Here is a 24285-nt window from a genome sequence, read left to right as displayed (position 1 = left end):
CGCCCTCCATCCGTACTGTATTGAAGTAACTCGGTCTTTAACTTATTAAACAGATAATACTATATATTATGGAACTATCCTGCCCGCTGCTTAACATTTAGTCCCCCAGAACGGTCTGCTCTCTCCAATGGTTCTCAGAAGTTATTATTCAAAATGCAAAGTAAAGATGAGTGCCCATTCGAGTTTGCTTAACGATTCCAGCGAGAGATCCGCTGTATTCATTACGTTTGTGCTAGTTGCTTGCATTCCCCATACATAAACAGAATCATCGGCAATAAATGTGTGCGGTTCATTATTATAGATTAATCCTCGTGTGGTCAACTGTTTATCCCAAGGCATAGTAAAGGTTGCGGTGCTTGATCCGGAGTCATGTATTGTACTGACTTTAACTGTGTTAAATTCTTCTTGTCCCTGAACAGCAAATACATCCATTGATATAATGACTTCGACTTCGTGATTTTCCCGAACGTCCGAACCTAAGAACAAATCGCCAATTGAGCCAGATGAAGCAAACCCGTTAGTTCAACGAGGCTGCCGTTCTCGTAATTGTTAAGCTATATTTCCCGTTAACACTATGATTTGATCGATCTAAAGCCTTCTATTTCTCTTCTCATCTAAATATATATCAAGTGCTGCTATCGCTCTAATCAATAGCTTTATAATTAAATAAAGTGTCTATAATCCAAGCAAAATGAAAAGTCCGTAAACAATTAAAAGAATTATGGGCCAAAACATCGGTAACATTGTAGAAGAACTAGACATATTCCACCACCTTTATAATGAAAATTATGTATGACTTTACTAATAATGAGGATCAGTTACCTCTTTCTAGATAATACCTAATTTTACCATAATTGGAATTTAACTGCCCGTTAATTAAATAAAATGAGCAGGCAACCGCAGCGCCTGCTCATCCATTTGATTTATTGAATTCTCTTTACCTGTTAGCTTAATAAAGAAAAAAAGACATATGCCTTAGCAAAATGTCCCTTGGTTATTCAACTATATTTATCCCATTGTTGAATCATTTCAATGCATCATAAAGAATCTGTACGAACTCCTAAATTCTCTATAGAATGCTTGAATTTGATCATTTTTATTGAATATTAGCGGTATCCTTGAGCATCTGCTGGTTTGCCTGCATCTTGCACTTCTACGAGATACCGCCAGCAGTCTGGCTGTGAGCCGTCAAGATCATAAAAACCATACACTTGTGCGAGTTTGCCACTTGAAACCGAGTGACCGTTCCAGCGGGCAACATCCGAATCTCCAGACAACGCGGCAACGGCACGCCCAACAAATCGGGGCGATTCTGAGATGGCGAAATGAGGTTCCCTTACAATGGCGTCTCGCCAGTTTCCTTCCTTAACACCATAGTGATCAAGCATGATTTCAGAACGCATCCAACCCGGAGTCACTGCTACTGCTGTGCATTTATATGGTGAAAGTTCTTGGGCTAAAGACTGAGCTATACGAATGACAGAAGTCTTGGCAAGATCGTAGAACAGTGACAAACGGTAGTTTTTATCGTTGTATTCTGCCGTGCCATCCGTAATCTCAATGACCAGGCCATTCTTGTTTCGGATTAACAGGGGAAGTGCAAAGTGGCTTGTAATAATATGCGTGTCAATAGCAAGCCGAAGCATGCGAAACCCCCGTTCAAGGGAGTGCTCCCACACGGGCACGTTCCACTGTGCCAAATATTCAGCCCCCCATACATCGTTGACCAGAATGTCCAGTCTCCCCTGTTCATTCTCAATACGGGAAATTAGAGCCTGAACCTGATCCGGATCCAGATGATCCACTTGAACCGCTATTCCCAGGCCACCCGCATCACTTACAAGTTCGGCGGTTTCTTCTATTGTTTCAGGACGTTTGTACTCCGATTGTTGTGTTCGTGTCGTACGTCCTGTCACATAAACAGTAGCGCCGGCAGCTCCTAATTCTATAGCAATTCCTCTACCAGCCCCGCGTGTTGCACCTGCCACCAAAGCTACTTTTCCATTCAGGGGTTTCATGATCTTCAGCTCCTTTCTTTGATCTATCACCATTATAGACCTTAAATATGTCACCTTGTGTCATGTTAATAATTACGAAGGTAGCGTTACCCGTTAGTGCAATGAATGTTTTAACTCGTCAAATGTTATCGCGATAAATCATTCCGCATAGCAAACACGCCGCGTTACTCAACTGTAATCTTCGATCAACGCTATTTTCCCTTCTTCAATCCTAAATACTGACTTCCCTTTTAATTGCATGCTATCTCCTTTCTTTAATCCGTTTGGCAAATCAACAGCCACTATTCCCTCATAGTCAATTTGCGCTTCTACTTTATCATCCTCAGCACTATAGTCGATAATTTCCAGACGACGACTAGAGAAAATCTTTGATGACTTTTCTGCAAGTTCTCTAAAATCTTTTACTCCTCTGGTTTCCATGTTATATTCACCGTTGGAAAAATTCCTGAACAGAATATCCTTATGCAAGAGTTTAACAATCCCCTCGACATCAAACGAATTGTAAGCCTCAACATAGTTATCAATGATTTCTTTGGTCTCTTTACTAATCATAGTCATACTCCCCTCAAGAAAGATGCTTAATACTTATATTCTTTAGAACTCATTTTTTTCCTTTATTTAGAAGTAATTCACCAAATGCTATATTCAACTAAACAGCCCGTTAGCTTAATCAAGCATCGTAAAACTTTATTTTCAGAGATTCCTATTACTTTATTGTTTCAAAACATGAGGAAGAGGGTAAACATACCTTAAGTGGGAAGTGGTATTGAAACACAGCGAAAACGGAATTTAAGTCATTTTAGTTTCCGAAAGGTTGTTGATTCACCATGAAAACACGAAGAAGGATAAAAAGTTCGAGATTTCTGCTTCGATACTTTTTAAGTAAGACGTAGCTGCTCTTTTGAAATAAACCGCTTCCCACTTTAAGAGGATTCTGCGATATCATTCGCAGGGTCCTCTTTTTTATGATGCTAAGCATTCCCGGCAGGGACTCGGCTTGTCGATCATTAAAGAAATTGCCGACATCCACGGCGGCTAGCTATCCGCCATGACGAACCGCGAGCACGGCAAAGGCTTTATATTTTCTCCTTGACGCTTCCGCAAAACAAATAAGCGGCTTCTCCCCGTGCAAGTCCGGGAAGAAGCCGCTGCTTCATGCTAGATTGAGCTCATACCGTTACTATCCTTTCACTTGCTCCCAAGCCTGTTCGATATCCGCAACGAGCTCCCGCGGATCTTCTATGCCGACATACAATCTAACGATCGCGACCGGCTCATTTCCGGCTTTCACTTCGCTCATATGGCGATTAACCGTTACCAGGCTTTCGAATCCGCCCCAGCTTACACCGATTTTGAAATACTTCAGCCGGTTTGCCCATTTCTTCATTCGTTCCGCTGGTTCATTCGACAGAAAGGAGAACAAGCTGCCGGTCCCCGACATCTGGCGCTGCCCCAGCTCATGCTGCGGATGGGAGGCCAAGCCCGGATGGTTGACGCGGGTGACAAAGCTCAGCTTTGCGATATGCTCAGCCACATAAAGTCCGCTCTCTTCATGCCGCTGCATGCGCAGCGGCAGCGTCCGAAGGCCCTTCGCTACTAGCGCGGCCGATTGCGGAGTCATAATGCCGCCAAGCAGCATATACTCATTATTCGCAATCCGATCTACAAGCTCCCTCGAGCCCAGCACGACGCCGCCGATACAATCGCTGTGCCCGCCGATATATTTAGTGATGGAATGCACCACCAGATCAATTCCCATCGTTGTCGGGTTTTGAAAGCATGGTGTCGCCCAAGTATTGTCGATGATTGTAACGGCGCCTATGCTATGGGCCAGCTCCGCGCATTGCTTTAGGTCCTGCAGCTCAAAATACATCGTCGTAGGACTCTCCAAATAGAACAGCTTCGTGTTTGGACGCACGGCACTGCGCCACTCTTCATTCGAGCTGCCGTCGATAAACGTGGTTTCCACGCCGAATCGGCTCATATAAGAGCCGAGAAACTCCTTAGTCGGGCCGTATGCCTGATTAACGCAGACGACATGGTCGCCTTGCGAGACGACTGACATAATTGCCGAGGAAATGGCAGCCATTCCCGAAGCAAAACATTTGGCGGACTCGGCTTCTTCCAAATCCGCCAGCTTCATCTCCAAATATTGAACCGTCGGGTTGTTCCCGCGCGAGTAGATGTGATGGTTTAGCTGCGCTTTCATCGCTTCATCGAATTGTTCGTAGCTCGGAAAGGCAAACAGGCTGTTCTGATAAATCGGCACATGTATAGCGCCATGATGTCTGGCATCCAGCGGATCGTATGCTGCTTTGGTGAACTTCTTCTCTAGTTTGCTCATCCTTTTTCCGCTCCTTGCGTCAAACCTTCCACAATGAATCGTTGTGCGAAAGCAAATAATAAAATGGTCGGAATGATCGATAATACCGCTCCAGCCGACATTGCGCCCCAATCCACGTCAAACTTCAGGATAAATGAGTTCATCGCGACCGGCAGTGTCTTCAGCGCGTCGTTATCGATGAACATGACCGCCAAAAACAGCTCATTCCAGTTTTGAACGAAAGCGAATATAAATGTCGAAGCGATCCCCGGCAGCATGACCGGAATAATGATTCTCACCAATGCCGTCCACCTCGAGCATCCGTCGATCATCGCTGCTTCTTCCAGACTCGACGGTATCCGCTCGAAGAATCCTCGCAGCATGATGGTCGAGAAAGGGATGAGGCCAACGGTGTACATAAGAACGAGCGAAATCCGGTTATTGATTAAACCCATATTGCTCATCATCAAATACAGCGGAGCAAGGGCAACAAAGCCGGGCAGCATTTGCGTTGCAAAGAATGCGAGCATGATTTGCCGATGTCCCTGAAACTTAAAGCGGGCAAGAACATAGGCGCTTAATATAGCGATAACGAGCACGATTATCGCCGAAGTAATGGCTACCAGCAAGCTGTTGCCGATGTAAATGTGGAACTTTGATATTTTGAAAATATGAATGTAATTGTCCAGCGTAAATCGTTCAGGCCAATATTTCAGCGGAAATGAGAAAATATCCTTCTGCGGCTTGAGCGATGTGATGACGATCCAATACAGCGGGAAAACCATGACCAGCAAATAGATGGCCAGATAAATGACTTTGGACATGCCCAATATTCGCAGCTTCATTAGAAATCCCCCGCTTTCTCCGCCTTGGTGACTGATAGGAAGAAGATCGTGTAAAGCAGCAAAATAACGATCATAATGATGCCGATGGCAGAGGCCGCTCCGTAATCTCCTGCGTAAATAATCTTATCCAGCATCAGAGAAGAGAGAGTATGCGTACTGCCTGCAGGTCCCCCGTTCGTCAATCCGTAAATAATCGTCGGATCGTTGAAAATCCAAATCGCCCTCAGCAGCGTGGTCGCGATGATCGTCGGCATAATATAAGGCAGCGTGACATTCCACAGCTTGCGGAAGCTGCTTGCGCCATCCATAACCGCCGCTTCATAAAGCTCGGAAGGCACGGATTGCAAAGCCGCCAAAAGCATGATGGCAAAGAACGCTACGCCATACCATACGTTCGCGATAATGACGGATGTCATCGCCCAGTTCGGGTCCGACAGAAAGCCGATTCGCTCATGGATGATGCCTAGTTGGAGCAAAATATCGTTAATAACACCGATCTGAGAGTTGAACATCCACTTCCATATCATCCCGATCAGGAAGCCGGATAACGCCCAAGAATAAAACACGAAGCCTTGGTAAATTCCCCGCCCCTTGAACGGCTTTTTGAGCAGAAGCGCAAGCGTAAACCCGAATAAAAATTGAAAAATGAGCGAGAAGAACACCCAGTAGGCGCTATTCTGCATAGCCATTAAAAATTTAGGGTCGTTAAAAGCATTTTTAAAGTTGTCCAGCCCGATGAAGCGGACATTTCTCAAATCGAACAGTTTATAATCCTGGAAAGCCATAACGATCCCTTTGAGGAAAGGGTAATAGGTGAACGCCAGTACGAGCAGTAAGGCGGGAATTAACCCCGATAGAATAAACGCCCTTTGTTTTTTCATTTCCGCACCGCCTTTCGTGGGTAAAGGATGATGGGCGGCAACGATTTCGCCGCCCATCATAACTACACGCCCTTATTATTTTAATTTCGCTTTCTGATCAACCCAGTATTCGTCCCACTTCTTAAGCGTATCGTCAAGGCTTGAACTGCCGAGCAGCAGCGATTGTCCAGACTCCATCGCGACTTGGCCCCATTGTGCGTTGCCCGGATATTGGAATGCCGGCTTAAAGTTCACGAACACGTCCGGATTGTTGGACATATCAATAAGCGTTTTGTACGGGCCGGTTTTGAAAAACTCGTCTTCCGTAGCATTGGTATGGATCGGAATCAATCCGTAATCCTTCGAGAATGCCGTGTTTGCGTCAGGGCTTGAGAGGAATTCAATCAGCTTCCAAGCCTCTTCCTTATGCTTGGATTGGGATGCGATTCCCCAACCGGCTCCGCCAGCCGCGAACAGCGCTTTGCCAGTCGGGCCGGTTACGAGTGGAGCCGTTGCCCAAGTGCCTTCGGTCATCTTCTCCTGCAAGGATTGGATAACGTCCGGATCCTGAAGCAGAATGCCGGTTACGCCTGACGTAAAAGCCTGTACTTGCTCTTGGAAGCCCCAGTTGATCGAATCCGGAGGCGAAGCGTCCTTGTAGAGCTTCAGGTAAAGCTCCATGCCTGCTTTCGCTTCAGGCGTGGAATAGACCGTTGCGCCGTCTTTCGTAAACATGGAATCGTCCAGGTTCACTTTGTCTCCGTTGTATGCGAGAATGATTGCGTCCGTAGTACCCGTGGAGCCTGCGCCGCCGCGGAACGAGAAACCGAAACGGTTTTTGGCCGGATCCGTTAATTTCTTCGAAACCTCATACAGCTCCTCCCAGGTTGTCGGAGGATTTAAACCCGCTTCTTTCAGCCAGTCCGTACGGTAGAACATTTGTCTTTCATAGAGGCCGTTAGGCACAAAATACAATTTGTCGCCTATCGAGCCGACCGACTTGGATACGGCGCTCACCGTAGCGAAACCGCTCCATTTGTCTGTGTACGCGTTAAGCGGCTCGAGATACTCGTTGTTCACGTACTCCGCAACGTTCAAATCCCGTGCCTCCAGAACGTCAATCTGTTCGTTGGATGCGAGCATCGTCCTGATTTTGTTGTCCGCCTGATCAAATGGCGGCGAGATAAATTCTACTTTAATGTTCGGATTGGCCTCCTCGAACTTGGTGACCATTGCTTGAATCAATTCGGTTCTCTTGGGACTTGTTAAACTTTCAATCATGCGAAGCGTGATCTTCTCGCCGCCAGCGTTGCCGCCTGCATCTTCGTTCTTACTGCTGCATCCCGCCAACAGACCGATCGTCAATACGGCACATAACAGCGAAGCCAACACTTTTTTTCGCGTTCTCATCGATTAAAATCCCCCTTTAAATCACATGTATCATACAGTCTCCCTGTCTGATAGGTTGATTATATTGAAAGCGCTTTACCTTGTCAACACATAATAAAGCGCTCCTCTTTAAAAGCTTTTGATCTTTTCCTCGATGCAGTCCATCATTTTGTTAAACTCCTCAAGCGCCCTTTCCGTATCATGGGCGGCAACCGCATCGAACATCGTGCGATGATAAGGGTACGTCTCGTCGAAAAGCTGTTTTTCGCCTAGCGGTTCATTGAAAAACTTCTCGTATAATCCGGAGATGGAATCCATCACGGTCTCGAGAATCGGGTTGTGGGCAGCTTTGATAATGTAACGGTGGAAAGCAAGATCAATCTGGGACGTATCCTTATTGCTCTCCTTCAACGCCTGGTACCGCTCAAGGCACAGCTCCAATTCCTTGACCTGGGCCAACGTAATATTCTTAGATGCGAGCTCCACCGCCTTGCCTTCCAGCGCTCTGCGGATATCAAGCGTGTTCAGCAAGTAATGGCGCTCCCGCTCGATTTTAACTTTCCCCGTAAAGCGGAACGTGTCGACATCCCGGACAAAAATGCCTTTGCCGTTTTCCACGCGAACGATATCAAGTGCCTCCAAGTATCGCAAAGCTTCCCGCAGCGAGGAACGGCCGACGCCGAACATTTGCGTCATTTCCTCAACGGACGGAAGCTTGTCTCCTTCTTGTAGATCCTTCTCTTGAATATAATTTTGAATTTCCTGGGATACCAATTCATGCACCAGTATTTTTTGAATTTTCGCCATAGCCTGCTTCTCTCTCCTCACCTTACTACCTATCCGATAGGTTAACCTTAAAGTAAATCTTATGTTAACGCTCTAGGAATGTCAATTGAGGACCGCACGGAAGCGGCTAGGATAAGCGTTAGCACCGGTTACCAAACGCAGCACTGTTTCGTCTTGCTCCCGAATGGGTAATCACTACTATCATGTAAAAAGGAGATGTTGAGCATGAACGACCACAACGGACTTAGCGACAAAATCAAAAGCGGCGTATCCAAGGCCAAGGGTGAAGTCAAAGACCAGATCGGGAACGCTACAGGCAACTCCCGTCTACAAGCAGAAGGAAAAAAGGATAAATTAAAAGGCGAGATCCAAGAAAAGATCGGCGAACTGAAAAGCCGGTAACGGAAAAGAGCAGCACCCGCAAGGCATTACGCCTTGCGGGTGTTTGGTTGTTTAAATGCTCGGAGGCATTAATAAACAGACAATGATCGAATTCTAATCTGTCCATCGCTAACAAAAAACCGCATCCCTATGAGAATGCGGTTAGTCTATTTGCAGCTTTCTTAAAAATTGTTGTAAATAACGTCGGCCGTGACCTTCCCGCTCGTGACGTCTCCCGAGGTGAAGCCGGATACCGTGTTGCCGACTTTGAATTCCTTGCTTACCAGCTGCTCGGAAGGATCAGGAGCCGTCGGGCCCGTTATGCCGTATGTCGTTTCTCCCGTTACCGTGACCCATAACTCGCCGATCCGAAAACTTTGGCCGTCGGCGCTTACCTCATCGATGACACCGTCAATATTGACCCGGTGCTTTGCCGATGTGGCCGGTCCCGGACCGTTATTTTCAACGACGCCGCCGCTTGGGTTTTTCGTGACCGGATCAGGAGCAGTAACGCTTCCGTTCTGATTAACCGCATAGATACTCAAAGTCAACACCGCGCAAGCCGCAATGCTCGCTGCCCAGATGACCACCTTGTTTTTCTTTACTGCCGGATTAGCTGTTCTCATAGGAATCTCTCCATTTCGTTTATCGTTATCGATTTGTTTGTGCATTTCCCGGTTTAAGCGTTCAAGCGCACGTTCTTGAAAATCTTCGCTCGTTTTCAATTTGGACATGGCCGATTTATAACTCGATTTCTTCATCTTCACAAATCACCACCTATAACTTCTTTAAGCTGATTGCGCCCGCGAGCAAGCCAAGTCCCTACCGTCGCAGGTTTGGCATGAAGAATTTCCGCTATTTCTTCCAATGAGTAACCCTCGTAATAATGAAGATGGATCGGAACCCGATATTTTTTATTCAATGATAAAACAGCCTGCATAACCATGTATTCATTCTTAGGAAGGTAAGACAGGTTCTCCGGTATGGGGTTACGACTTTTAAACCAGCCCGTCTTGAGCAGGTTCTTGCATTTATTAATCGTTGTTCGGATTAACCAGGCTTTCTCATGATCAACACTGTCGAAGACGGGGGATTTCTGGAGATAGGCCAGGAAAACTTCCTGCGCGACTTCCTCCGCATCGGCAACGTTTTTGAGATAGGCGAACGCTATCTTGACCAGGCTGTCGGAATAATTGACCACGGCTTTGCGGACGGATTCATTGAGCTCATATGAATCGTTCACCTGATGTCCCCCTTTCACTAGTAATACAATCGAGGAGCCCGTTATTTTTCACGCTGTAAAAATAAGTTTGATTCCATTGCTTTTAAAAAGAAGCACTGCGCTACCTTTCAGTATGTCCGTATGCCAAAAAAGGCAACAGCACGTGAGCCAGAAGCAAACACTAAGCCCCTTGGGCGAATGGGGCCAAGGGGCTTGTTCCTTACAGCTTTATTCGTGATAAACCAACAGGTCAGCTAATGGCTTTACGAATGTCATAATCGGTTAGATCGATATTCAATTCCATTCCTAATGCTAACTTAGCCAACTGGACTCCGATATAAGGGCCCATCGTCAATCCGGAGGCCCCAAGACCGTTTACCGCAAGAATTCCTTCCCACTCTGGGATGGCGCCTATGACTGGAAGAAAATCGGCTGTAAAAGGGCGAAAGCCCACCCTTACTTCCTGGAACGTGCTATCTGCGAGATCAGGTGCGAATGTAAGGCATTTGCTTAAAATTTCGTGCATTCCTCCGGGCGTGATCCTTGTATCGTAGCCTTCAATATTATTTTCATGGGTCGCCCCTATCACGATTTTCTGCTGTTCAAAGGCGAGCAGATATTGATCGGAAGGCGGCATCACGACCGGCCAAGCGCCAGTATTTTGTTTGCTGCCAGGAACCTGCAAGTGCATGATTTGCGCTTTTTGATAACTTACCAGAAAATCAATGCCTAAAGGTTGCAGAAGCGGTCGTGCCCATGCTCCTGCACAAACGATAACGATGTCAGCGGGGTAACGGTTTGTCCCAACCTTTACGCCCGTTACACGGTTAGATTGATATTCAAGACTAGCATCCCCATATATAAGCTCAGCCCCGTTCCTTTGCGCAGATCGAAGCAAAGCGTCACGCAGCGCCCGGCCATCGACACGGGCGGCCCCGCTAATGTGAATGGAAGAATATCCTTCCATGAGCAGCGGGAAGAGCTCACGGGTACTATGTTCATCAAACCGGGTAATCTCACCCATTTCTGTCGCGTCTTCTATACGCTTGTAAGCTCGCTCTTCCATTTTGTCGATTTTCTCCGGATCTATATGAATGCTGAGGGCCCCGACCCTGGCATAGCCGGTTTCGGTTTCCCCTTCGCTTTCAAGCTCTTCAATTAGCGTAGGGTAATAACCCGCCCCCGCTTTCGCAAGCCGATACCAAGCCTTATTGCGCCGCTGTGACAGCCAGGGACAAATAATGCCGGCAGCCGCATCTGTAGCCTGTCCCTCATCTTTCCGATCGATGATGAGGACATCGGCTCCCAGCTTAGCCAATTGGTATGCGGTTGATGCTCCAGCAATTCCCGCTCCAATGACAATTACCTTCATGATGATTTCACTCCTTTCTGTCTTCGCTCTTCTTATTATAACGAGATCCCTACCAAATAGAAAAAGCCGCGTATGACGCGGCTTTTGAAGTATCTTTTGAAGTGCAAAAGTAAATGGGAAATCAAACCCACATAGCAATAGTGTTTTTCTACTATTACGCCAGTGGCTTAGTAAGAAGGATTTCCAATGGCTCGTCTTCAAGTATTAAACACCCTGAATCGCGATAACCTAATTTTCTATAAAAGTGCTGAGCCCCTTCATTGGCCAAGGTGGATGTCATAACCATTTTAAATCCCTGCTGCTTCATTTTACCCTCCCAGAAAAGAACTGCTTTCTTGCCTAATCCTTTACTTCGATAAGGTTCGTCTATCCAAATCATATTCATAAAAGGCGTGTTGTCCCAAAAATAACCGTAGCGCATCCACCCCACAATACTTTCGCCTTCATTTTGCAGAATGTATATCTCATTCCCCTTAATTTTAGGCAAGATTAAGCTTTCTAAGAGATGATGGTCATGCGTTCTAATATATTCAAAGTCCGAATCCGTTGCGGCAATAACTCTCATTTTATCACTCCTTTACAATGCTCCATTACACTTATGATAAACGGTTTGCTTTCCCTAGAGAAGGTTGAGATTCCTATTCGTTTTCCGGTTAGCCTTAACATGTTTAAGCTGAGCAACAATAATGACGCTGATGATTACCAGAAGGAACCACGAACTGATCTTACTGAAACCAACCAGCTGCCAGGCTTGGTATTGGTCAGGATATTTCCAAGCATTAAAAAATGTAGCTATATTTTCGGCTAACCAGATGAAAAAACCTACTATGAAAAAAGCCAGTGTCAAGGGCATTCGATAAGTAATGGTCCGTACCCGATATATGATCCATGTTCTCCAAAAGACAATGAGCACAAGCGCCGTCAGCCACCAACGAAAATCAGGAATGAAATGATGTGTGAAAAAGTTTAAATAGATGGCTCCTCCCAGCAATCCCGCAGAAGCAAGCCCCGGCCAGCCGGTTATGTCCATCTTCAGCCTGCGCCATACCTGACACATAAAGCTTGCGACACTTGCATACATAAATCCGCTATAGAGCGGTACACCGAGTACCTTCGTAAGCCCGGGCTCAGGGTATGCCCATGATCCCATCCTTACCTTATATATTTCCAGCAACAACCCAATACAGTGAAAAACACAGATAACTTTAATTTCATCACGTGTCTCTAATCCACTGCGGTACATGAGGTACTGCACTGTAAGCAGAATAAAAAGAATGGCATCATAACGGTAAATGAAAGGCACCTCTATTACGCTAGAAAGAGCTAAAGTCCCAAAGATCGCAATAGGAAATATGCAGCTCATCGCCTGATGATAGCCAAAATGCAGCAGTTGTATGATTGGTTTCAATGATGTCATCTCCTCGCCGGGCAGCAGATAGGGGATTCGAAGCCAAAGTCAACCTTTGGGACCTCATTTTCCTCGATACTTAAAACTGCCGTTAGCTTAATAAAGAAAGGGAGCGGCCGCCGTAGCGAACTGCTCCTTGAGTGTTCAAATATAACAGTGCGTTAACTTTATTATCCTGGAGTGTTCTCTTCACTTTTGTATTCTAAAATATCACCAGGTTGGCATTCTAATGCTTTGCAAATGGCTTCTAAAGTTGAAAGCCTAATTGCTTTTGCCTTTCCATTTTTCAATATAGAAAGGTTAGCCATTGTTATTCCAACCCTCTCCGAAAGCTCTGTTACGCTCATTTTCCTTTTAGCCAACATCACATCAATATTGATTATTATCGCCATGTTATTCACCTCAGACTATTAAGTCATTTTCTGATTTTATATCAATAGCCTCTTTTAAAAGCCTTTGGAGAACGGCAGCAAAAACGGCAATCACCATGGAGGCAAAAATCAAGACCAATCCGATTACTATGATACCCGGGGCATCGTCTCTCTCCGCTATGAGATAGAAGAGCGGCAGGCCTAACACAAACAAGCTGCTGATTATGATTGCACAGAATTTTATATTTTTTAAAGCCCGTACTGATAATTCCGAGAAAGCTTCGTTCTTGTCAATATAGCTCAAAAGTTTAAAAGCTTGATACAGAGCAACGTAAAAAGGGATCGCCGCCGCATAGAAATCAATGAAGACGAGATATTTCAAATAAGCGCTATCTGGATACAACTCAACTGCAAAATTCCCGATCTCAGGCACCAAAAAAATGCACAAAGCAAGAACTGGGATTCCAATAAGAATAACAGCTATCTTTAAAAATAGTGTCGTTCCACGTTTCATAAAAAGCACCTCACTTGTTATTGTTAAATCGACTTTAACACAAAATTTATCGTTTCACAATATATAATTACTGATTATAGCTATATTATTGTTGTTACATACTTATTCCGCTATCCTGTCCTTCGTGTAATAAAAAAAGGGAGCAGCAGCTCCCCCTTGTCACCTACGACAATCAGACCGTAATTGTCATCCCTTACCGGCAATTCGATACGCGATCGGTCATCCATATTATTAGAGCATAGGTTTTCTATGTATCCTGAATCTAAAATACGCTGCGCGTATCACCAAAAACCTAATAGAAAAATAAAAAGGATGCCGAAGCACCCGTTTATCCAATAATGCTATCAAAGCTTCAAGTCGCAGTTAAACGGAGGCTGAGGCTATAGCGTTGTAGCATTCAGGGCAGTCTGGATATTTTGCAGGTCCAGCTGGATCTGCTCATTCATATGCCAAGGATGATACCAGCCGCGGTCAATCATGTACGACATAATTTGCTCGTGCATGTTGATCATTTCGTCCAATTGTACGGTAAGCACAGCTTTAATCTCCGGCGTCCCAGCTTCCGTTACTGCCATTGCATAGTTCCTAACGCCGCTCTTTATGGATATCAAATAGTCCGACGCGATGATCTGGTCGCTCATCGTGTTCATACCAGTCAAATGCTCAAGAATAGTGTTCATGCTTTCATCTCCTGGTTCGCTGCAGCCGATAGAATCGTACCAAGCTCCTGCAGCTGGCGGGTCGAAATATCAACGTCCTGCTGCAAAATCGCTTTTAAAGCCGGGTCAGAGACTAACACCTTCATCGTTTTTGCTTTGGTTAAACTTACGGTTTTAAAAGAAGCCAATTCGTGAACCTCGAGCGTTTCATGCAGGGCATAAACCATGGATCGTATCCCTCCGATTATTCCGTATTTAAGTTACGGCTTGAGCAGTACTTTTATGCAATTATCTTGCCTCGTGTCGAAAATCTCATATCCGCGCTTCGCTTCGCTGAGCGGTATAACATGCGTAACAACGTCTCCCGGATCGACCTTGCCCGAATCGATCAACTCATACATATACGGCATGTAATGAATGACCGGCGCTTGGCCTGTCCGGATATTGACGTTCCGCTGAAAGATGTCGCCGAGCGGGAATCCATTGTACCGGCCACCGTATACTCCCGTAATCTGTATTGTACCGCCCTTGCGCACGGCCTGCGAGGCGATGACTAAACCGCCCATGGCGCCGCCATGCAGCTTGAGCCCTGATGCCAATGATTCCAAAGGCGACATTTTGCCGCTCATACCCGAGCAGTCGATGACGACATCTGCTCCTCCTTTGGTTATTTCCTTCAAGTGATTCCCGATGTTCTCCATAGACTCCACGTTGACGATCTCTACATGATTTGTCTTTTTCGCATGCTGCAGACGGTAATCCAGATAGTCGGCCGCGATGACACGCTTTGCCCCTTTTAACCAGGCGAATTTTTGCGCCAGCAGGCCTACCGGTCCGCAGCCGATAATGATGACCGTATCCCCTGCCTTAACGCCGGCATTATCGACGCTCCAGTATGCAGTCGTCATCGCATCGGCAATCAGGCATAGCTTCTCATCCGGATGCTCGCAGCTTTCCGGAATTTTAAAATGGGTGAAGTTCGCGAATGGCACCCGCAAATACTCGGCTTGTCCTCCCGGATGTCCGCCTGTCGTTCCGGAATAGCCGAAAAAGCCCCCCATATCACCGTGCTCATTCGAATTATCACATTGGCTTTCCAATTGATTTTTACAATAAAAACATTCGCCGCAGGCGATATTGAAGGGGATGATTACGCGATCACCCTTTTTCAGATTCGTTACGCCGGGACCGACCTCTTCGACGACACCCATCGGTTCATGCCCAATGACATAATCCTCTTGCAAATTTGGAATCATGCCGTGAATAAGATGAAGGTCCGATCCGCAAATCGCAGTGGTCGTCAAACGGATGATCGCGTCGTCGGCTTTTAGGATTTTCGGGTCCGGAACATCCTTTACGACGACGTTCTTGAGGCCTTGGTACGTAACTGCCTTCATGCCATGCTTCCTCCCCTATGTTCATCAGGTGATCGGTCGAACATGCCTTTGCGGCTGGTATCGCCCGGGAATAGATTTAACTTACCGATTTCCACTGTCTGTCCGGCAGAGAGAATATCCAATTGATATTGTTCTTGCAAATCATAGGGATGGAACCATTTTTTGCGGATCATGAGATCTGTAACTTCCTGATGCATCGCTATGCCTTTATGAAGCTGGTCGCGCAGCAGAGCCCTGACTTCGGGGGTAACGGTTTCCGTCAAAGCGACGGCCATATTCCTAACCCCCTCCTTGGCTCGGATCAAGAAATCCATCGCAAATGTCATATCCGCCATCTCCGGCATATTTAGCGAATTAGCGGGATCGACGTAATCCATTTTCACGGGATTAACTTGGTTCAATGTCATAATTTTCACCTCAATTCAAAATCGGCGTCGGCCGGTATTCGCGGATAGGCATTTGAAAAGGAGCTTTGGCATATACAGCTTGCAGTTCTGTAATAGCTTGTATGGATTGCACCACGTCTTTTTCCATCAAAGCTTTCAGTTCTTGATCGAATACTAAGCCCTGCATGAGCTTGGACTTAGCCACGCATAGCGTTTTGAAGTTAATGGCTTCGTGGAGCTCTATGGCTTCATGCGCTGCAAGTGATTGCTGCTCGTTCAACATGACGTTACCACCTCCTATATCTTTTAACAGAAATATGTTGTCCATGTAGGAAGTGATTATTCAATAAGATGGAAGCCTATCTTTGCTCTTAATACGTTTATGCTAAACTTATCGGAAAACCCCCAAGCTTCGAAAGGCAAGCGAATGCAGGATGAGTGAAAGCTATACGTTGAATGAAATACTGGAACAATGCCAGATTAGTGAAGATGCCGTTCGTTATTACGAGAAATCGGGCTTTTGCCTCCTGTTAAAGGCAAACCAAATGGACACCTTGTCTACAGTCAGTCAAGGTGACAAAGAAATATTGCTCAGCATTAAATGCTTTTTAAAAAACCGGGATGTTTAAAATTGGACTGGGCGCTGGGGTCGTCGGGAACACCATGATGTATCCCAAGGTTACACATGGGAAAAGACCTCATTCATGCTGCACTGGACCGCGGCATCGACTTTTTTGATACCGCCTATTTATATGGATTGGGCAGATCCGAAGAATTGATCGGAGAAGTGCCTCAACTCAAAGGAAACCGTAACCGGGTGTCGGTCTTATTATCCCGGGCGCGACGCGCCCGGAGCAAATCGAAGACAACCTGCGTACGCTGGATGTTCAACTGTCGGAAGCGGATCTCCGAACGATTGACGCTATCTTTAGATAAGCAAGCCGTAAACACGATTGAAAACATTGAATTGGATCCTATTAATTAAGTCAGCTAATGCAAAAGGGCGACCAGTGGAATCACCGGTCACCCTTTTGCTTTTTTAGCTTCACTTCAGGCTGTCCTTCCGCCATATCGTGACGAGAAGAGCAGCCTCAGGTTACTTAAGATTGATTTTTGGGGATACCATTCAAACTTGGGACGTAATCAGCGGCCTTGTTGCTCTCTAGCGTTATCGCCTCTTCCGTGAAACTAGCGTGATTCTGTTGATTGTCTTTTTTATCCGCGCGGTTATCTTCACGGTCATACTTAGGATCGGCGTCATTTTTAGGCATAGCGTTCACCTCCACTCTCCTCGTTAGTATGAGAAGGTGGCTTGCATTTTATCCCAGAGAGTATCGGATCTTCTATCGTCCGCCTGCACAAGCATAACGGAATCATAAATAGGGAAAAACATCCAAAGGGAGTTTAATCTGTACGAAAGTTGTGTGAATGCTTTGGAAATGAAATATGTAAAAGAAACGCGATGTTTTAAAATCTCAAGGGTTTTCCCAACGGATGTAAATAACCATGAGACATTGTTTGGCGGCAAGCTAATGTCTTATATCGACGATATCGCTTCGATATCCGCTTCCAAATTATGTCGTGTGACAGCAGTAACAGCCTCTACTGATTCCGTTGACTTTTTACAGCCTATCAGGCCAACAGATTCCGTTTCGCTAGAATCCTTCGTGACTTGGTCGGGTAAAAGCTCGATGGAGGTTTTTGTAAAAGTAATCAGAGAGGATTTAAGAAGCGGTGAGAGGAAAATCGCAGCGACCTCTTTTCTCACCTTTGTAGCCTTGGATGAGCAGAATAAAACCATACTCGTGCCTCGTATAGTGCCGGAGACGGAAGAAGAAAAAAAATTGCATGAAACGGCCGAACATCGAACTGAAATGAGGAAACACCGCAGAGAGGAAAGCAAAAAGTTCGCTGATTATTTGCTAACGACGTATCCTTGGGAGTAACTTTGTCGGTTTGAGCGCATTAGAGGGCAAGAACCGCCTACCGTACAGGTAAAGCTTGAGAAGACTGCCTATGCCATGCGGGTGGCAGCCTTCTTTTACTATTTGATACCAACGTTCCTATCTTCTCTATTTATTAAATGAGCGTACGACCAGCACATCTGATAGTTTCGCTACATACCCTATATAGATTTTAAAGAAGGAGTTGATTTTATGCCAGCACCAGAATCAAAAGGCGATCAATCAGGAAACCGAAGCAATGGTTCGCGCGGTAACCAAAGCAATGGTTCACCTGGAAACCGCAGTAACGGTTCACGCGGAAACCGAAGCAACGGTTCGCGCGGAAACCAAAGTAACGGTTCACCCGGAAACCGAAGCAACGGTTCGCGCGGTAACCAAAGCAATGGTTCACCTGGAAACCGCAGCAACGGTTCACGCGGAAACCAAAGTAACGGTTCACCCGGAAACCGAAGCAACGGTTCGCGCGGAAACCAAAGTAACGGTTCACATGGAAACCGAAGCAACGGTTCGCACGGAAACCAAAGTAACGGTTCACATGGAATCGTTAGTTAAATAAAGCAGCAGGTTGTCGATTTTTTTCGGCAGCCCCTACATATACCATCCGCGATACTCATGCAAAGGTCATGATTCTTCGACTTCTCCGCTTTATTAGACTAGTGCACTGGCGAATCACATTTCACAGACATACAATCTAATATCTTATTTTCAGGAGGCCTTATTGATTCGCATGAAAAAAAAAGCAAAAAAAAGAAAACCATACGCTCGCTTACACGGTGAACTCATGAATAGTTCTTTTAATGAGCTCGAGCTTATGGAATCACACCCAAGAACGAAAACGAACACTCGACCACAACACATGCTTAATTCCATAACATTGGAGTCCTCGAAAATAAAATGACGGTTCCCACCCGCAAGCGAAGCAGGCTGCCAACTCGGCAGCCTGTTATCTCTGGCGTATTCCCTCTTTGTTTTCGGCCATAACCTTTCCCGTAGTATTATCAGTTGCAATCATGTTAAGTTCTTAGTCCACTTGTTCCAATATGTGCTTGGGTGAAGCGCAGGATGCTTGAAGAACTCGCCGGCATCGGTAATCTTCTTCGACACGCTCAGGTCATACTCGATCATAGCTTTGACCTTTTCAGCGAACGCAGGGCTCTTCACCAGAAGTCCGAGTTCATAATCATGGCAGGAGCTTCTCTCGTTCAAATTGTAGGAGCCGTGGAACACGGCGTCTCCACGGCGGTCATAGGTGATTTTCCAATGGGAAAACCGTTCCGTCGCGCTATAGTCATAGAAAGAAACTCCTTTTTCGAACGGTCCATACATATGGCTGCGCACCGCCGCAAGATTCGTTGGATGGTCATTATGCTTTAGGCAATTACATATAACAATATGTCCTGACCGCTCTTCGTCCAGGCTCTGGAGCATTTCCCAAAAGGACTCATCGATCAAATAAGGATTCACAATGAACACCTCGTCCCCAGCATGTTCTAGAAGAGCGAGATGATATTTCTGGTTCAGATTAATGGGATTGCCAGGGAAACTGGCGAACAATGTACAATCTTCCTCGCCAAATGGTTCCATAGAAGACGGTTTATAAAATTCATTCTCCGGGTCGAACAAGTCGTCGCCAAGCACGCTCCACTGGGCGGCAAAAATCCGATTTACCGAAAATGCCGCAGATCCGCGGATCCGAAAACATCCGTCATGCCACTCTTTTGACTTACCGGGAATCCCTAGAGCTCGTCCCTCTGACTCTACATTACCCGGCGTCAAAATTGGCGTACTTGCTAAATACTGATCCCCTACGTTGATGCTTCCGAGTATAAGCGTGTGTCCGTCTGCGACCAGGAACTTCCGATGGTTGATCATATTCAGTCCGGTCACCATCTGTTTTTGCGCTAAATCCTGCAAGTATAAATAGCTTTCCGGAACGCCGCTCTTTTTCAGTTCCGCGCGTTTGTCCGGCCATTCCTCCGCCGGATAGCTGCTGTCAAACGTATTTCGAATCCGGGCTCCGGCTGCTTCCAGCTTGTCTCCCAGCAATTTGAATTTCCCGAATTCCAAGTTTAACTCGTACCCTAGCGACGTCACCGTATAATCAACCATTAAGCGGACGACGACGCCTCTAGACAGCGCTTTCAGCAACGCTTGCGTAACGAGCTCCCCTGACTTGTCATTGAAAAACAACATGAACGAGCAGTGAATATAGCGTTCGGCACGGGAAATCTCCTCAAGCAAAACGTTCAGGTTGTCCGGCCCGTTTACGAAAGCCTCTACGCGGTTGTTTCTAGTCGTATGAGGGGCAAGCAGGCTGAGATTATCCAGATTCATTTGGCCCAAAAGAGACTCCAGCCTCCCCAGAATCTCATCCGTTACCCCAGGAAGACTTTCCAGCTCGCTGTAATCTCTAATTACGCCGCCAAGCTTCTCGTGCATGAACCGTGCGGCCGAAGCCAAATCAATATATCTTTCTGCAAAAAGAGCAGCTATCTTCCCATCCTCCACTGCCGAGCTCACGAACCCATCGTAAAGCAGGTAATTGAAGAAATTGACCATTCCTTGGCGAAGCTTATCTTTTTTTTCTTCATTCGCTATGATATATTGTGTCATCGGCCACACCCCTCCGTCTAAAGAAACGAACTACACTAATGTTATTAAACACCATTAGAAGTTCTGACACAGAGGCAGCACTGGCATATCCGCTAATCCCATACTTTCGGCCGCTCGATTCCGGCTGTTCTCATATAATCCAACAATTGACCGGCGTGAACAGATTCGTGATAAGCGATCCTCATTAACATATCCCCTAAAGTACGAACGTAACCCACATCGCTTCGGTCAATCTCTACCTTTGATAAATCCTCTTCCGAAAACGACATCACTGTCTGTAAAAATTGTTTTCTATAGGATTGGGCAAAAGCCAGCTCATCTGCAACGGTTGTAAATGCACGTTTCTCGTATGGTGATTCATATGCGGCCAAGCTTCCTTTATTCAGCAGCGCTAGGTGGTAATAATGTTCGCTCTCCAAAACATGGCGGACCATTTCTTTTATACTTAATGCATTTTGGTCCGGCTTCCAATCTAGGCTTGCCTCCGGGATACTTTCCCATACCTTCACGCTTCTGCGTCGGACTTCCTCAAAATTCAATATAATAACTTCGATTGCGTTCACGGGCATCCATCCCTCCAATTTCCATTAACGCATTTATTATATCAGAACATACGTTCCAAAAACAAAAATAAGCTCTCTACCGAAAACCGGCAGACCCGCGCAGCAGGTCTGCCGGTTCGGAGAAAGCCCCAGCGGCATCAAAGAATGGAATGAGCAGTTTCGACGATCAAGCTTCGCTTACTGATTAACCGGCATCAATAGCGGCTGCTCCACATAACCGGCTTGTATGCCGAATTGCGGCTTTGGCCGTTCAATGGCTTTGCCTTGCAGCGCTTGAACCGCCAAATAAGGCATGTTTACCCCTGACAAGCATGTGATGTAGAGTCCGCCCGACATACGCGGATTGATCTCAAGCAGCTTGGGAACGCCATTGTTGTAGCGTACTTGAATATTAAAGGCATACGGTATGCGCAGGCTGCCCGCAATGCGTTCCGCAATATCCAGCAGCTCAGCCGATTCCTCAAGCAAATACGTTCTGCCCGTGGATTTGCGGCGCGGAATTGCGGTCAGGAGCTCTCCATCTTCGGTCGATACGCAATCAATGCTGTATTCTGTTCCATCCAGCAGCTCCATCACCATCAACGTGTCGAAACGATCCGTTAACGACAACGTCTCATACGCCTGCTCGAAAGTCGTCGACAGTGTGACATAGCCGTAAAGATCTTGAAGCGGATCACGCTCGTTATCGATGATTCGGAAGCCCATGCCGCCTTCGGACTTCGTTGGCTTGAAGCACACCTTGTGGCCGGCCGCCGTAAGCTCTTCATAAGCTTGCTTAAACTCCTCTGCCGTGTTTGCCACGCGGTAGTCGGGAATGGTCACGAGATCTTTCCCTCTCAGCGCTTCGTAAAATTTATCCTTCTCGATCATCGCGTCCAGCAGCTCAATATCGCGGCACACCATTACCTTCGTGCCAATCTCGTCAAACAGCTGCGCATATCGCGATATTTCTTCCATATGGAGACGCGGAATAAAAATATCGATTTTATTTTTTTTGCAAAAATCCACGCAAAAATCCACATACTCCCGGCCAAACACAGCCGGCTCCGTTCCAATATGGTCCGATGCCAGCAGGGACATATGGTTAATATCGGGATGCGTGCCAAAAAACTCAAAGGACTCCCCGTCCGGATTGTTCCGAATCATATTAATATAGTGGTACGCTACCGAAAACCAACGATTCATATACACGCGTGTCATTTCGAAATACCTTCTTCCCTGTCATTAAGAATCAAATAGCTGATGCGTTTATGATCTGCGTGCGTGCTCTAGGATGGAATCAAGCAGCTCTTCCGAGGCCAGCGCCCCCTTGGCTTTCGTGAACTGAATGTGTGGATGCTCCGAATAAAAACGGCCTAATTCGCCGTGAACGGGCGAGATCGCGTAATCTGCCGCAAGCAGCAGACTCTCATCAAGCAGGCTGTCTCCTGCCGCATAAACAAAGGTTGACTCCAGCTTCTCCTTCACATATTGAATGGCTGCGCCCTTGCTTACCTTCTCCGGAACCAAATAGATTTTGCGGCCCTGAAGCGAGTAGCTCCAGCCATGCGAGGCCAGCTGCAGCTTCAGCTCCTCCAATGATTCATGCGGCAGATTCTCTCTATCCACGACGATGGAATAAAACAGCTCATCGCAAAGATCATTTGATTTCACCCAATGCGATGAAGAGATTTTGGCAAAAAGGTCCGCAATCGCTGAGCTTTCCGCACAATGCCGCTTGACTGCTTCGCGCACGAGGCTATGCCATTCCTTGTCGATTTGCCCGTTGACAAGCACGGTACCGCCGTTGCTCACAATAACATATTCAGGACGAAACTGCTCTTTAATGCCGAATATTCGATTGAACTGCTCGGGTATACGCGTCGTTACCGGAACAAAGCGCGCAAGGCCCGTGAGCTCCTGCAGCTTCTGAATGGCCGGCTTAGTCATATACGAAATATGCCTGCCCTCATACAGCTCAACCGGGACCATGTCTTCAATCGCTGTCTCGCCCTTCGATCTCACGGAATAGATTAACGTTTGATCCAGATCGCTCGCAAAAATCATTCCGAATCCCCCTTCAAAGCTTTGATAATGCCGCAGCAGGAATAGGACATATTCGGATACTCCTCCACGGGTACGCCGCGATCCTTTGCAAGCAGCAAAATATGTTTGAGATTCGGGTTATCCAATCGGTCGACAAGGATTTTCCAAGGCACCCTCCGCAAGAGAACGCGGGTCGTCTCGCCTACGCCGGGCTTAATGAAATTGATATCGCTTACCCCGAAATCACTCTGGATACGGGTAATATCCTGCATGCCCCGCCAAGTGATTTCATTTTGCTCAGGACTCGCCTCCATTTGCAGGGCCTCTGCCTTGGAGACGGATGCCGTCTGCTCGAACAAAGCGGAAACCGTATCTACGAATACGCGTGATTGGTCTGCTTTTTCCCATTCCTTATAGTACTTCACGCCGTGAAAATCATCTGCCCCGATCAAATCGCCGCGCAGCACGGTCCGGCTGATCAAGCCTGATACGGTTGCGTTCAGGCATGCGCTCGGAATAAGGAAGTCCTCCCTTGTCCCAAACGAGCCCGCGCAATAGCCAGGATCAGCAAGCACGGCAAGCTCGTCGCTGAGCTCGATGCCATGCTTGTGTTTCATTCGGCTGCAAGCTTCGACAAGCACCTTCGTAATTGCGCCCTTGCCGGTCCAGCCGTCCACGAATTGCACATGCCGATCCGGGTGGTTCTGGTTGATATAAAGCAAGGCATTCTCGTCAATGCCTTTGCCTCTAATGATCGAAAGGCTGTAATGCGGAATCTCTTTGCCGTATACCTGCTTGATATACCGTTTGATAAGCACGCCAATCGGAGTTCCGCCTCTTGCCAAGGATGCAAGCACGATATCCAAGCCGTGCTTCTGAATGATTCTCTCCGAGACGGTTCCCACCGCCTTGGCGAGCCGCTGCGCAGAGTCGCTGAGCGTATTTTGGAACAATTGAATATATTCGTCGGTAGGCTGATATTCAATTGGGAGGCTCTCCGAGTAATGACCCCCAGTCTGCATGGCTGCTTCCCGCTCCTCTGTACGCCGCTCTAACGAAACGCCGCTTAGATCCTTCAAGAGAAAGGTAACATCCCCTTGCTCATAGCTGCCCATCGGCGCAGGATCGGCAAGCTTTTTCCGGCTAAAATAGACGACATGCACCTGCAGGATTCCCAGAGACAGCAGAA

30 protein-coding genes are annotated in these 24285 nt (G+C 46.7%); 4 read left to right on the top strand and 26 right to left on the bottom strand.

Translation table 11 applies throughout. From position 1 onward, the window contains the following. Positions 1-144 precede the first annotated feature (144 nt). The 8 genes from MRBLPE1_RS10945 to MRBLPE1_RS10910 form a co-directional block, all read right to left on the bottom strand. Positions 145-432, bottom strand: a complete 288-nt coding sequence (locus tag MRBLPE1_RS10945; RefSeq protein WP_364145206.1) for a hypothetical protein — start codon at positions 430-432, stop codon at positions 145-147. A 674-nt stretch (positions 433-1106) separates the two neighbouring features. Continuing rightward, positions 1107-2018: an SDR family oxidoreductase gene (locus MRBLPE1_RS10940; RefSeq protein ID WP_364145204.1), complete on the bottom strand. Its 912-nt coding sequence runs from the start codon at positions 2016-2018 to the stop codon at positions 1107-1109. A gap of 168 nt (positions 2019-2186) precedes the next feature. After that, entirely contained in the window at positions 2187-2570 is a 384-nt protein-coding gene (locus tag MRBLPE1_RS10935; protein ID WP_364145203.1) for a nuclear transport factor 2 family protein, read from the bottom strand. A 628-nt stretch (positions 2571-3198) separates the two neighbouring features. Further along, positions 3199-4362, bottom strand: coding sequence for a trans-sulfuration enzyme family protein (locus MRBLPE1_RS10930; protein WP_364145201.1), 1164 nt, complete (start codon positions 4360-4362; stop codon positions 3199-3201). Continuing rightward, positions 4359-5186 (bottom strand): carbohydrate ABC transporter permease, encoded by an 828-nt coding sequence (locus tag MRBLPE1_RS10925; RefSeq protein WP_364145199.1) that lies wholly within the window; start codon positions 5184-5186, stop codon positions 4359-4361. The genes MRBLPE1_RS10930 and MRBLPE1_RS10925 overlap by 4 nt, the downstream gene beginning before the upstream one ends. Then, entirely contained in the window at positions 5186-6067 is an 882-nt protein-coding gene (locus MRBLPE1_RS10920; RefSeq protein ID WP_364145198.1) for a carbohydrate ABC transporter permease, read from the bottom strand. The genes MRBLPE1_RS10925 and MRBLPE1_RS10920 overlap by 1 nt, the downstream gene beginning before the upstream one ends. Positions 6068-6142: 75 nt before the next feature. Beyond that, a complete protein-coding gene (locus MRBLPE1_RS10915) occupies positions 6143-7456 on the bottom strand; it encodes an ABC transporter substrate-binding protein (RefSeq protein ID WP_364145197.1) in 1314 nt (437 codons plus the stop codon). Positions 7457-7564: 108 nt separating this feature from the next. Further along, positions 7565-8242, bottom strand: a complete 678-nt coding sequence (locus MRBLPE1_RS10910) for a FadR/GntR family transcriptional regulator (protein ID WP_364145194.1) — start codon at positions 8240-8242, stop codon at positions 7565-7567. Between the two features lie 204 nt (positions 8243-8446). Between MRBLPE1_RS10910 and MRBLPE1_RS10905 the strand changes: the two genes are divergently transcribed. Next, positions 8447-8623 carry a CsbD family protein gene (locus MRBLPE1_RS10905; protein ID WP_364145192.1) on the top strand — a complete coding sequence of 59 codons (177 nt, stop codon included), beginning with the start codon at positions 8447-8449 and terminating at the stop codon, positions 8621-8623. Positions 8624-8784: 161 nt separating this feature from the next. Here the strand turns inward: MRBLPE1_RS10905 and MRBLPE1_RS10900 are convergent, their stop codons facing one another. The 12 genes from MRBLPE1_RS10900 to MRBLPE1_RS10845 form a co-directional block, all read right to left on the bottom strand. Next, complete coding sequence (locus tag MRBLPE1_RS10900; RefSeq protein WP_364145189.1) at positions 8785-9363, bottom strand: hypothetical protein; 579 nt, start codon at positions 9361-9363, stop codon at positions 8785-8787. 2 nt (positions 9364-9365) lie between these two features. After that, positions 9366-9845 (bottom strand): RNA polymerase sigma factor, encoded by a 480-nt coding sequence (locus MRBLPE1_RS10895; protein ID WP_364145186.1) that lies wholly within the window; start codon positions 9843-9845, stop codon positions 9366-9368. A 229-nt stretch (positions 9846-10074) separates the two neighbouring features. Next, positions 10075-11199, bottom strand: a complete 1125-nt coding sequence (locus tag MRBLPE1_RS10890; RefSeq protein ID WP_364147216.1) for an NAD(P)/FAD-dependent oxidoreductase — start codon at positions 11197-11199, stop codon at positions 10075-10077. 151 nt (positions 11200-11350) lie between these two features. After that, positions 11351-11761, bottom strand: a complete 411-nt coding sequence (locus MRBLPE1_RS10885; RefSeq protein WP_364145183.1) for a GNAT family N-acetyltransferase — start codon at positions 11759-11761, stop codon at positions 11351-11353. A gap of 54 nt (positions 11762-11815) precedes the next feature. Then, positions 11816-12613, bottom strand: coding sequence for a DUF817 domain-containing protein (locus MRBLPE1_RS10880; RefSeq protein WP_414698867.1), 798 nt, complete (start codon positions 12611-12613; stop codon positions 11816-11818). Positions 12614-12774: 161 nt separating this feature from the next. Continuing rightward, positions 12775-12996, bottom strand: coding sequence for a helix-turn-helix domain-containing protein (locus MRBLPE1_RS10875; protein WP_364145178.1), 222 nt, complete (start codon positions 12994-12996; stop codon positions 12775-12777). A 10-nt stretch (positions 12997-13006) separates the two neighbouring features. After that, positions 13007-13489: a DUF2975 domain-containing protein gene (locus MRBLPE1_RS10870; RefSeq protein WP_364145176.1), complete on the bottom strand. Its 483-nt coding sequence runs from the start codon at positions 13487-13489 to the stop codon at positions 13007-13009. Between the two features lie 380 nt (positions 13490-13869). Next, positions 13870-14169, bottom strand: coding sequence for a spore coat protein (locus MRBLPE1_RS10865; protein WP_364145173.1), 300 nt, complete (start codon positions 14167-14169; stop codon positions 13870-13872). Continuing rightward, a complete protein-coding gene (locus MRBLPE1_RS10860; RefSeq protein ID WP_364145171.1) occupies positions 14166-14375 on the bottom strand; it encodes a hypothetical protein in 210 nt (69 codons plus the stop codon). The genes MRBLPE1_RS10865 and MRBLPE1_RS10860 overlap by 4 nt, the downstream gene beginning before the upstream one ends. Positions 14376-14408: 33 nt before the next feature. Then, the gene (locus MRBLPE1_RS10855) at positions 14409-15545 is read right to left on the bottom strand and encodes a zinc-dependent alcohol dehydrogenase (RefSeq protein WP_364145169.1); all 1137 of its coding nucleotides are present in this window, start codon (positions 15543-15545) and stop codon (positions 14409-14411) included. Continuing rightward, complete coding sequence (locus tag MRBLPE1_RS10850; protein ID WP_414698866.1) at positions 15542-15952, bottom strand: spore coat protein; 411 nt, start codon at positions 15950-15952, stop codon at positions 15542-15544. Before MRBLPE1_RS10850 ends, MRBLPE1_RS10855 begins: the two co-directional genes overlap by 4 nt. 10 nt (positions 15953-15962) lie before the next feature. Next, positions 15963-16214, bottom strand: coding sequence for a spore gernimation protein GerQ (locus tag MRBLPE1_RS10845; RefSeq protein ID WP_364145167.1), 252 nt, complete (start codon positions 16212-16214; stop codon positions 15963-15965). 402 nt (positions 16215-16616) lie between these two features. Between MRBLPE1_RS10845 and MRBLPE1_RS33230 the strand changes: the two genes are divergently transcribed. Next, the gene (locus MRBLPE1_RS33230) at positions 16617-16916 is read left to right on the top strand and encodes an aldo/keto reductase (RefSeq protein WP_422662089.1); all 300 of its coding nucleotides are present in this window, start codon (positions 16617-16619) and stop codon (positions 16914-16916) included. Positions 16917-17031: 115 nt separating this feature from the next. On the opposite strand, the gene MRBLPE1_RS10830 is transcribed toward MRBLPE1_RS33230, so the two are convergent. Next, positions 17032-17202 carry a hypothetical protein gene (locus tag MRBLPE1_RS10830; RefSeq protein WP_364145164.1) on the bottom strand — a complete coding sequence of 57 codons (171 nt, stop codon included), beginning with the start codon at positions 17200-17202 and terminating at the stop codon, positions 17032-17034. A gap of 162 nt (positions 17203-17364) precedes the next feature. On the opposite strand from MRBLPE1_RS10830, the gene MRBLPE1_RS10825 reads away from it, so the two are divergent. Next, a complete protein-coding gene (locus MRBLPE1_RS10825) occupies positions 17365-17877 on the top strand; it encodes an acyl-CoA thioesterase (RefSeq protein ID WP_364145161.1) in 513 nt (170 codons plus the stop codon). Between the two features lie 256 nt (positions 17878-18133). Continuing rightward, complete coding sequence (locus MRBLPE1_RS10820; protein ID WP_364145158.1) at positions 18134-18451, top strand: hypothetical protein; 318 nt, start codon at positions 18134-18136, stop codon at positions 18449-18451. Positions 18452-18903: 452 nt separating this feature from the next. On the opposite strand, the gene MRBLPE1_RS10815 is transcribed toward MRBLPE1_RS10820, so the two are convergent. From MRBLPE1_RS10815 to MRBLPE1_RS10795, 5 genes are all read right to left on the bottom strand, one after another. Continuing rightward, complete coding sequence (locus MRBLPE1_RS10815) at positions 18904-20508, bottom strand: phospholipase D-like domain-containing protein (protein ID WP_364145156.1); 1605 nt, start codon at positions 20506-20508, stop codon at positions 18904-18906. A 92-nt stretch (positions 20509-20600) separates the two neighbouring features. Then, complete coding sequence (locus MRBLPE1_RS10810; RefSeq protein WP_364145153.1) at positions 20601-21071, bottom strand: DinB family protein; 471 nt, start codon at positions 21069-21071, stop codon at positions 20601-20603. Positions 21072-21248: 177 nt separating this feature from the next. Further along, a complete protein-coding gene (locus MRBLPE1_RS10805) occupies positions 21249-22271 on the bottom strand; it encodes an ATP-grasp domain-containing protein (protein WP_364145150.1) in 1023 nt (340 codons plus the stop codon). A 48-nt stretch (positions 22272-22319) separates the two neighbouring features. Beyond that, positions 22320-23117 carry an HAD family hydrolase gene (locus tag MRBLPE1_RS10800; RefSeq protein ID WP_364145147.1) on the bottom strand — a complete coding sequence of 266 codons (798 nt, stop codon included), beginning with the start codon at positions 23115-23117 and terminating at the stop codon, positions 22320-22322. Further along, positions 23114-24268, bottom strand: coding sequence for a cysteine protease StiP family protein (locus tag MRBLPE1_RS10795; RefSeq protein WP_414698879.1), 1155 nt, complete (start codon positions 24266-24268; stop codon positions 23114-23116). Before MRBLPE1_RS10795 ends, MRBLPE1_RS10800 begins: the two co-directional genes overlap by 4 nt. Positions 24269-24285 lie beyond the last annotated feature (17 nt).

Source organism: Paenibacillus sp. LPE1-1-1.1, from assembly GCF_040676435.1.
GTDB lineage: Bacteria > Bacillota > Bacilli > Paenibacillales > Paenibacillaceae > Pristimantibacillus.
Note: the sequence above shows the minus strand (reverse complement) of the source record. Positions and strands in the feature narration are given on the sequence as shown.

Coding starts and splice junctions, on each gene's coding strand:
- MRBLPE1_RS10815 (WP_364145156.1), bottom strand. CDS start 20,508: ATGACACAATATATCATAGCGAATGAAGAAAAAAAAGATAAGCTTCGC.
- MRBLPE1_RS10920 (WP_364145198.1), bottom strand. CDS start 6,067: ATGAAAAAACAAAGGGCGTTTATTCTATCGGGGTTAATTCCCGCCTTA.
- MRBLPE1_RS10865 (WP_364145173.1), bottom strand. CDS start 14,169: ATGAACACTATTCTTGAGCATTTGACTGGTATGAACACGATGAGCGAC.
- MRBLPE1_RS10945 (WP_364145206.1), bottom strand. CDS start 432: ATGGATGTATTTGCTGTTCAGGGACAAGAAGAATTTAACACAGTTAAA.
- MRBLPE1_RS10915 (WP_364145197.1), bottom strand. CDS start 7,456: ATGAGAACGCGAAAAAAAGTGTTGGCTTCGCTGTTATGTGCCGTATTG.
- MRBLPE1_RS10820 (WP_364145158.1), top strand. CDS start 18,134: ATGGTTCGCGCGGTAACCAAAGCAATGGTTCACCTGGAAACCGCAGTA.
- MRBLPE1_RS10870 (WP_364145176.1), bottom strand. CDS start 13,489: ATGAAACGTGGAACGACACTATTTTTAAAGATAGCTGTTATTCTTATT.
- MRBLPE1_RS10900 (WP_364145189.1), bottom strand. CDS start 9,363: ATGAAGAAATCGAGTTATAAATCGGCCATGTCCAAATTGAAAACGAGC.
- MRBLPE1_RS33230 (WP_422662089.1), top strand. CDS start 16,617: ATGGGAAAAGACCTCATTCATGCTGCACTGGACCGCGGCATCGACTTT.
- MRBLPE1_RS10800 (WP_364145147.1), bottom strand. CDS start 23,117: ATGATTTTTGCGAGCGATCTGGATCAAACGTTAATCTATTCCGTGAGA.
- MRBLPE1_RS10860 (WP_364145171.1), bottom strand. CDS start 14,375: ATGGTTTATGCCCTGCATGAAACGCTCGAGGTTCACGAATTGGCTTCT.
- MRBLPE1_RS10930 (WP_364145201.1), bottom strand. CDS start 4,362: ATGAGCAAACTAGAGAAGAAGTTCACCAAAGCAGCATACGATCCGCTG.
- MRBLPE1_RS10910 (WP_364145194.1), bottom strand. CDS start 8,242: ATGGCGAAAATTCAAAAAATACTGGTGCATGAATTGGTATCCCAGGAA.
- MRBLPE1_RS10935 (WP_364145203.1), bottom strand. CDS start 2,570: ATGATTAGTAAAGAGACCAAAGAAATCATTGATAACTATGTTGAGGCT.
- MRBLPE1_RS10880 (WP_414698867.1), bottom strand. CDS start 12,613: ATGACATCATTGAAACCAATCATACAACTGCTGCATTTTGGCTATCAT.
- MRBLPE1_RS10875 (WP_364145178.1), bottom strand. CDS start 12,996: ATGGCGATAATAATCAATATTGATGTGATGTTGGCTAAAAGGAAAATG.
- MRBLPE1_RS10885 (WP_364145183.1), bottom strand. CDS start 11,761: ATGAGAGTTATTGCCGCAACGGATTCGGACTTTGAATATATTAGAACG.
- MRBLPE1_RS10940 (WP_364145204.1), bottom strand. CDS start 2,018: ATGAAACCCCTGAATGGAAAAGTAGCTTTGGTGGCAGGTGCAACACGC.
- MRBLPE1_RS10850 (WP_414698866.1), bottom strand. CDS start 15,952: ATGACATTGAACCAAGTTAATCCCGTGAAAATGGATTACGTCGATCCC.
- MRBLPE1_RS10855 (WP_364145169.1), bottom strand. CDS start 15,545: ATGAAGGCAGTTACGTACCAAGGCCTCAAGAACGTCGTCGTAAAGGAT.
- MRBLPE1_RS10925 (WP_364145199.1), bottom strand. CDS start 5,186: ATGAAGCTGCGAATATTGGGCATGTCCAAAGTCATTTATCTGGCCATC.
- MRBLPE1_RS10845 (WP_364145167.1), bottom strand. CDS start 16,214: ATGTTGAACGAGCAGCAATCACTTGCAGCGCATGAAGCCATAGAGCTC.
- MRBLPE1_RS10805 (WP_364145150.1), bottom strand. CDS start 22,271: ATGACACGCGTGTATATGAATCGTTGGTTTTCGGTAGCGTACCACTAT.
- MRBLPE1_RS10905 (WP_364145192.1), top strand. CDS start 8,447: ATGAACGACCACAACGGACTTAGCGACAAAATCAAAAGCGGCGTATCC.
- MRBLPE1_RS10830 (WP_364145164.1), bottom strand. CDS start 17,202: ATGCCTAAAAATGACGCCGATCCTAAGTATGACCGTGAAGATAACCGC.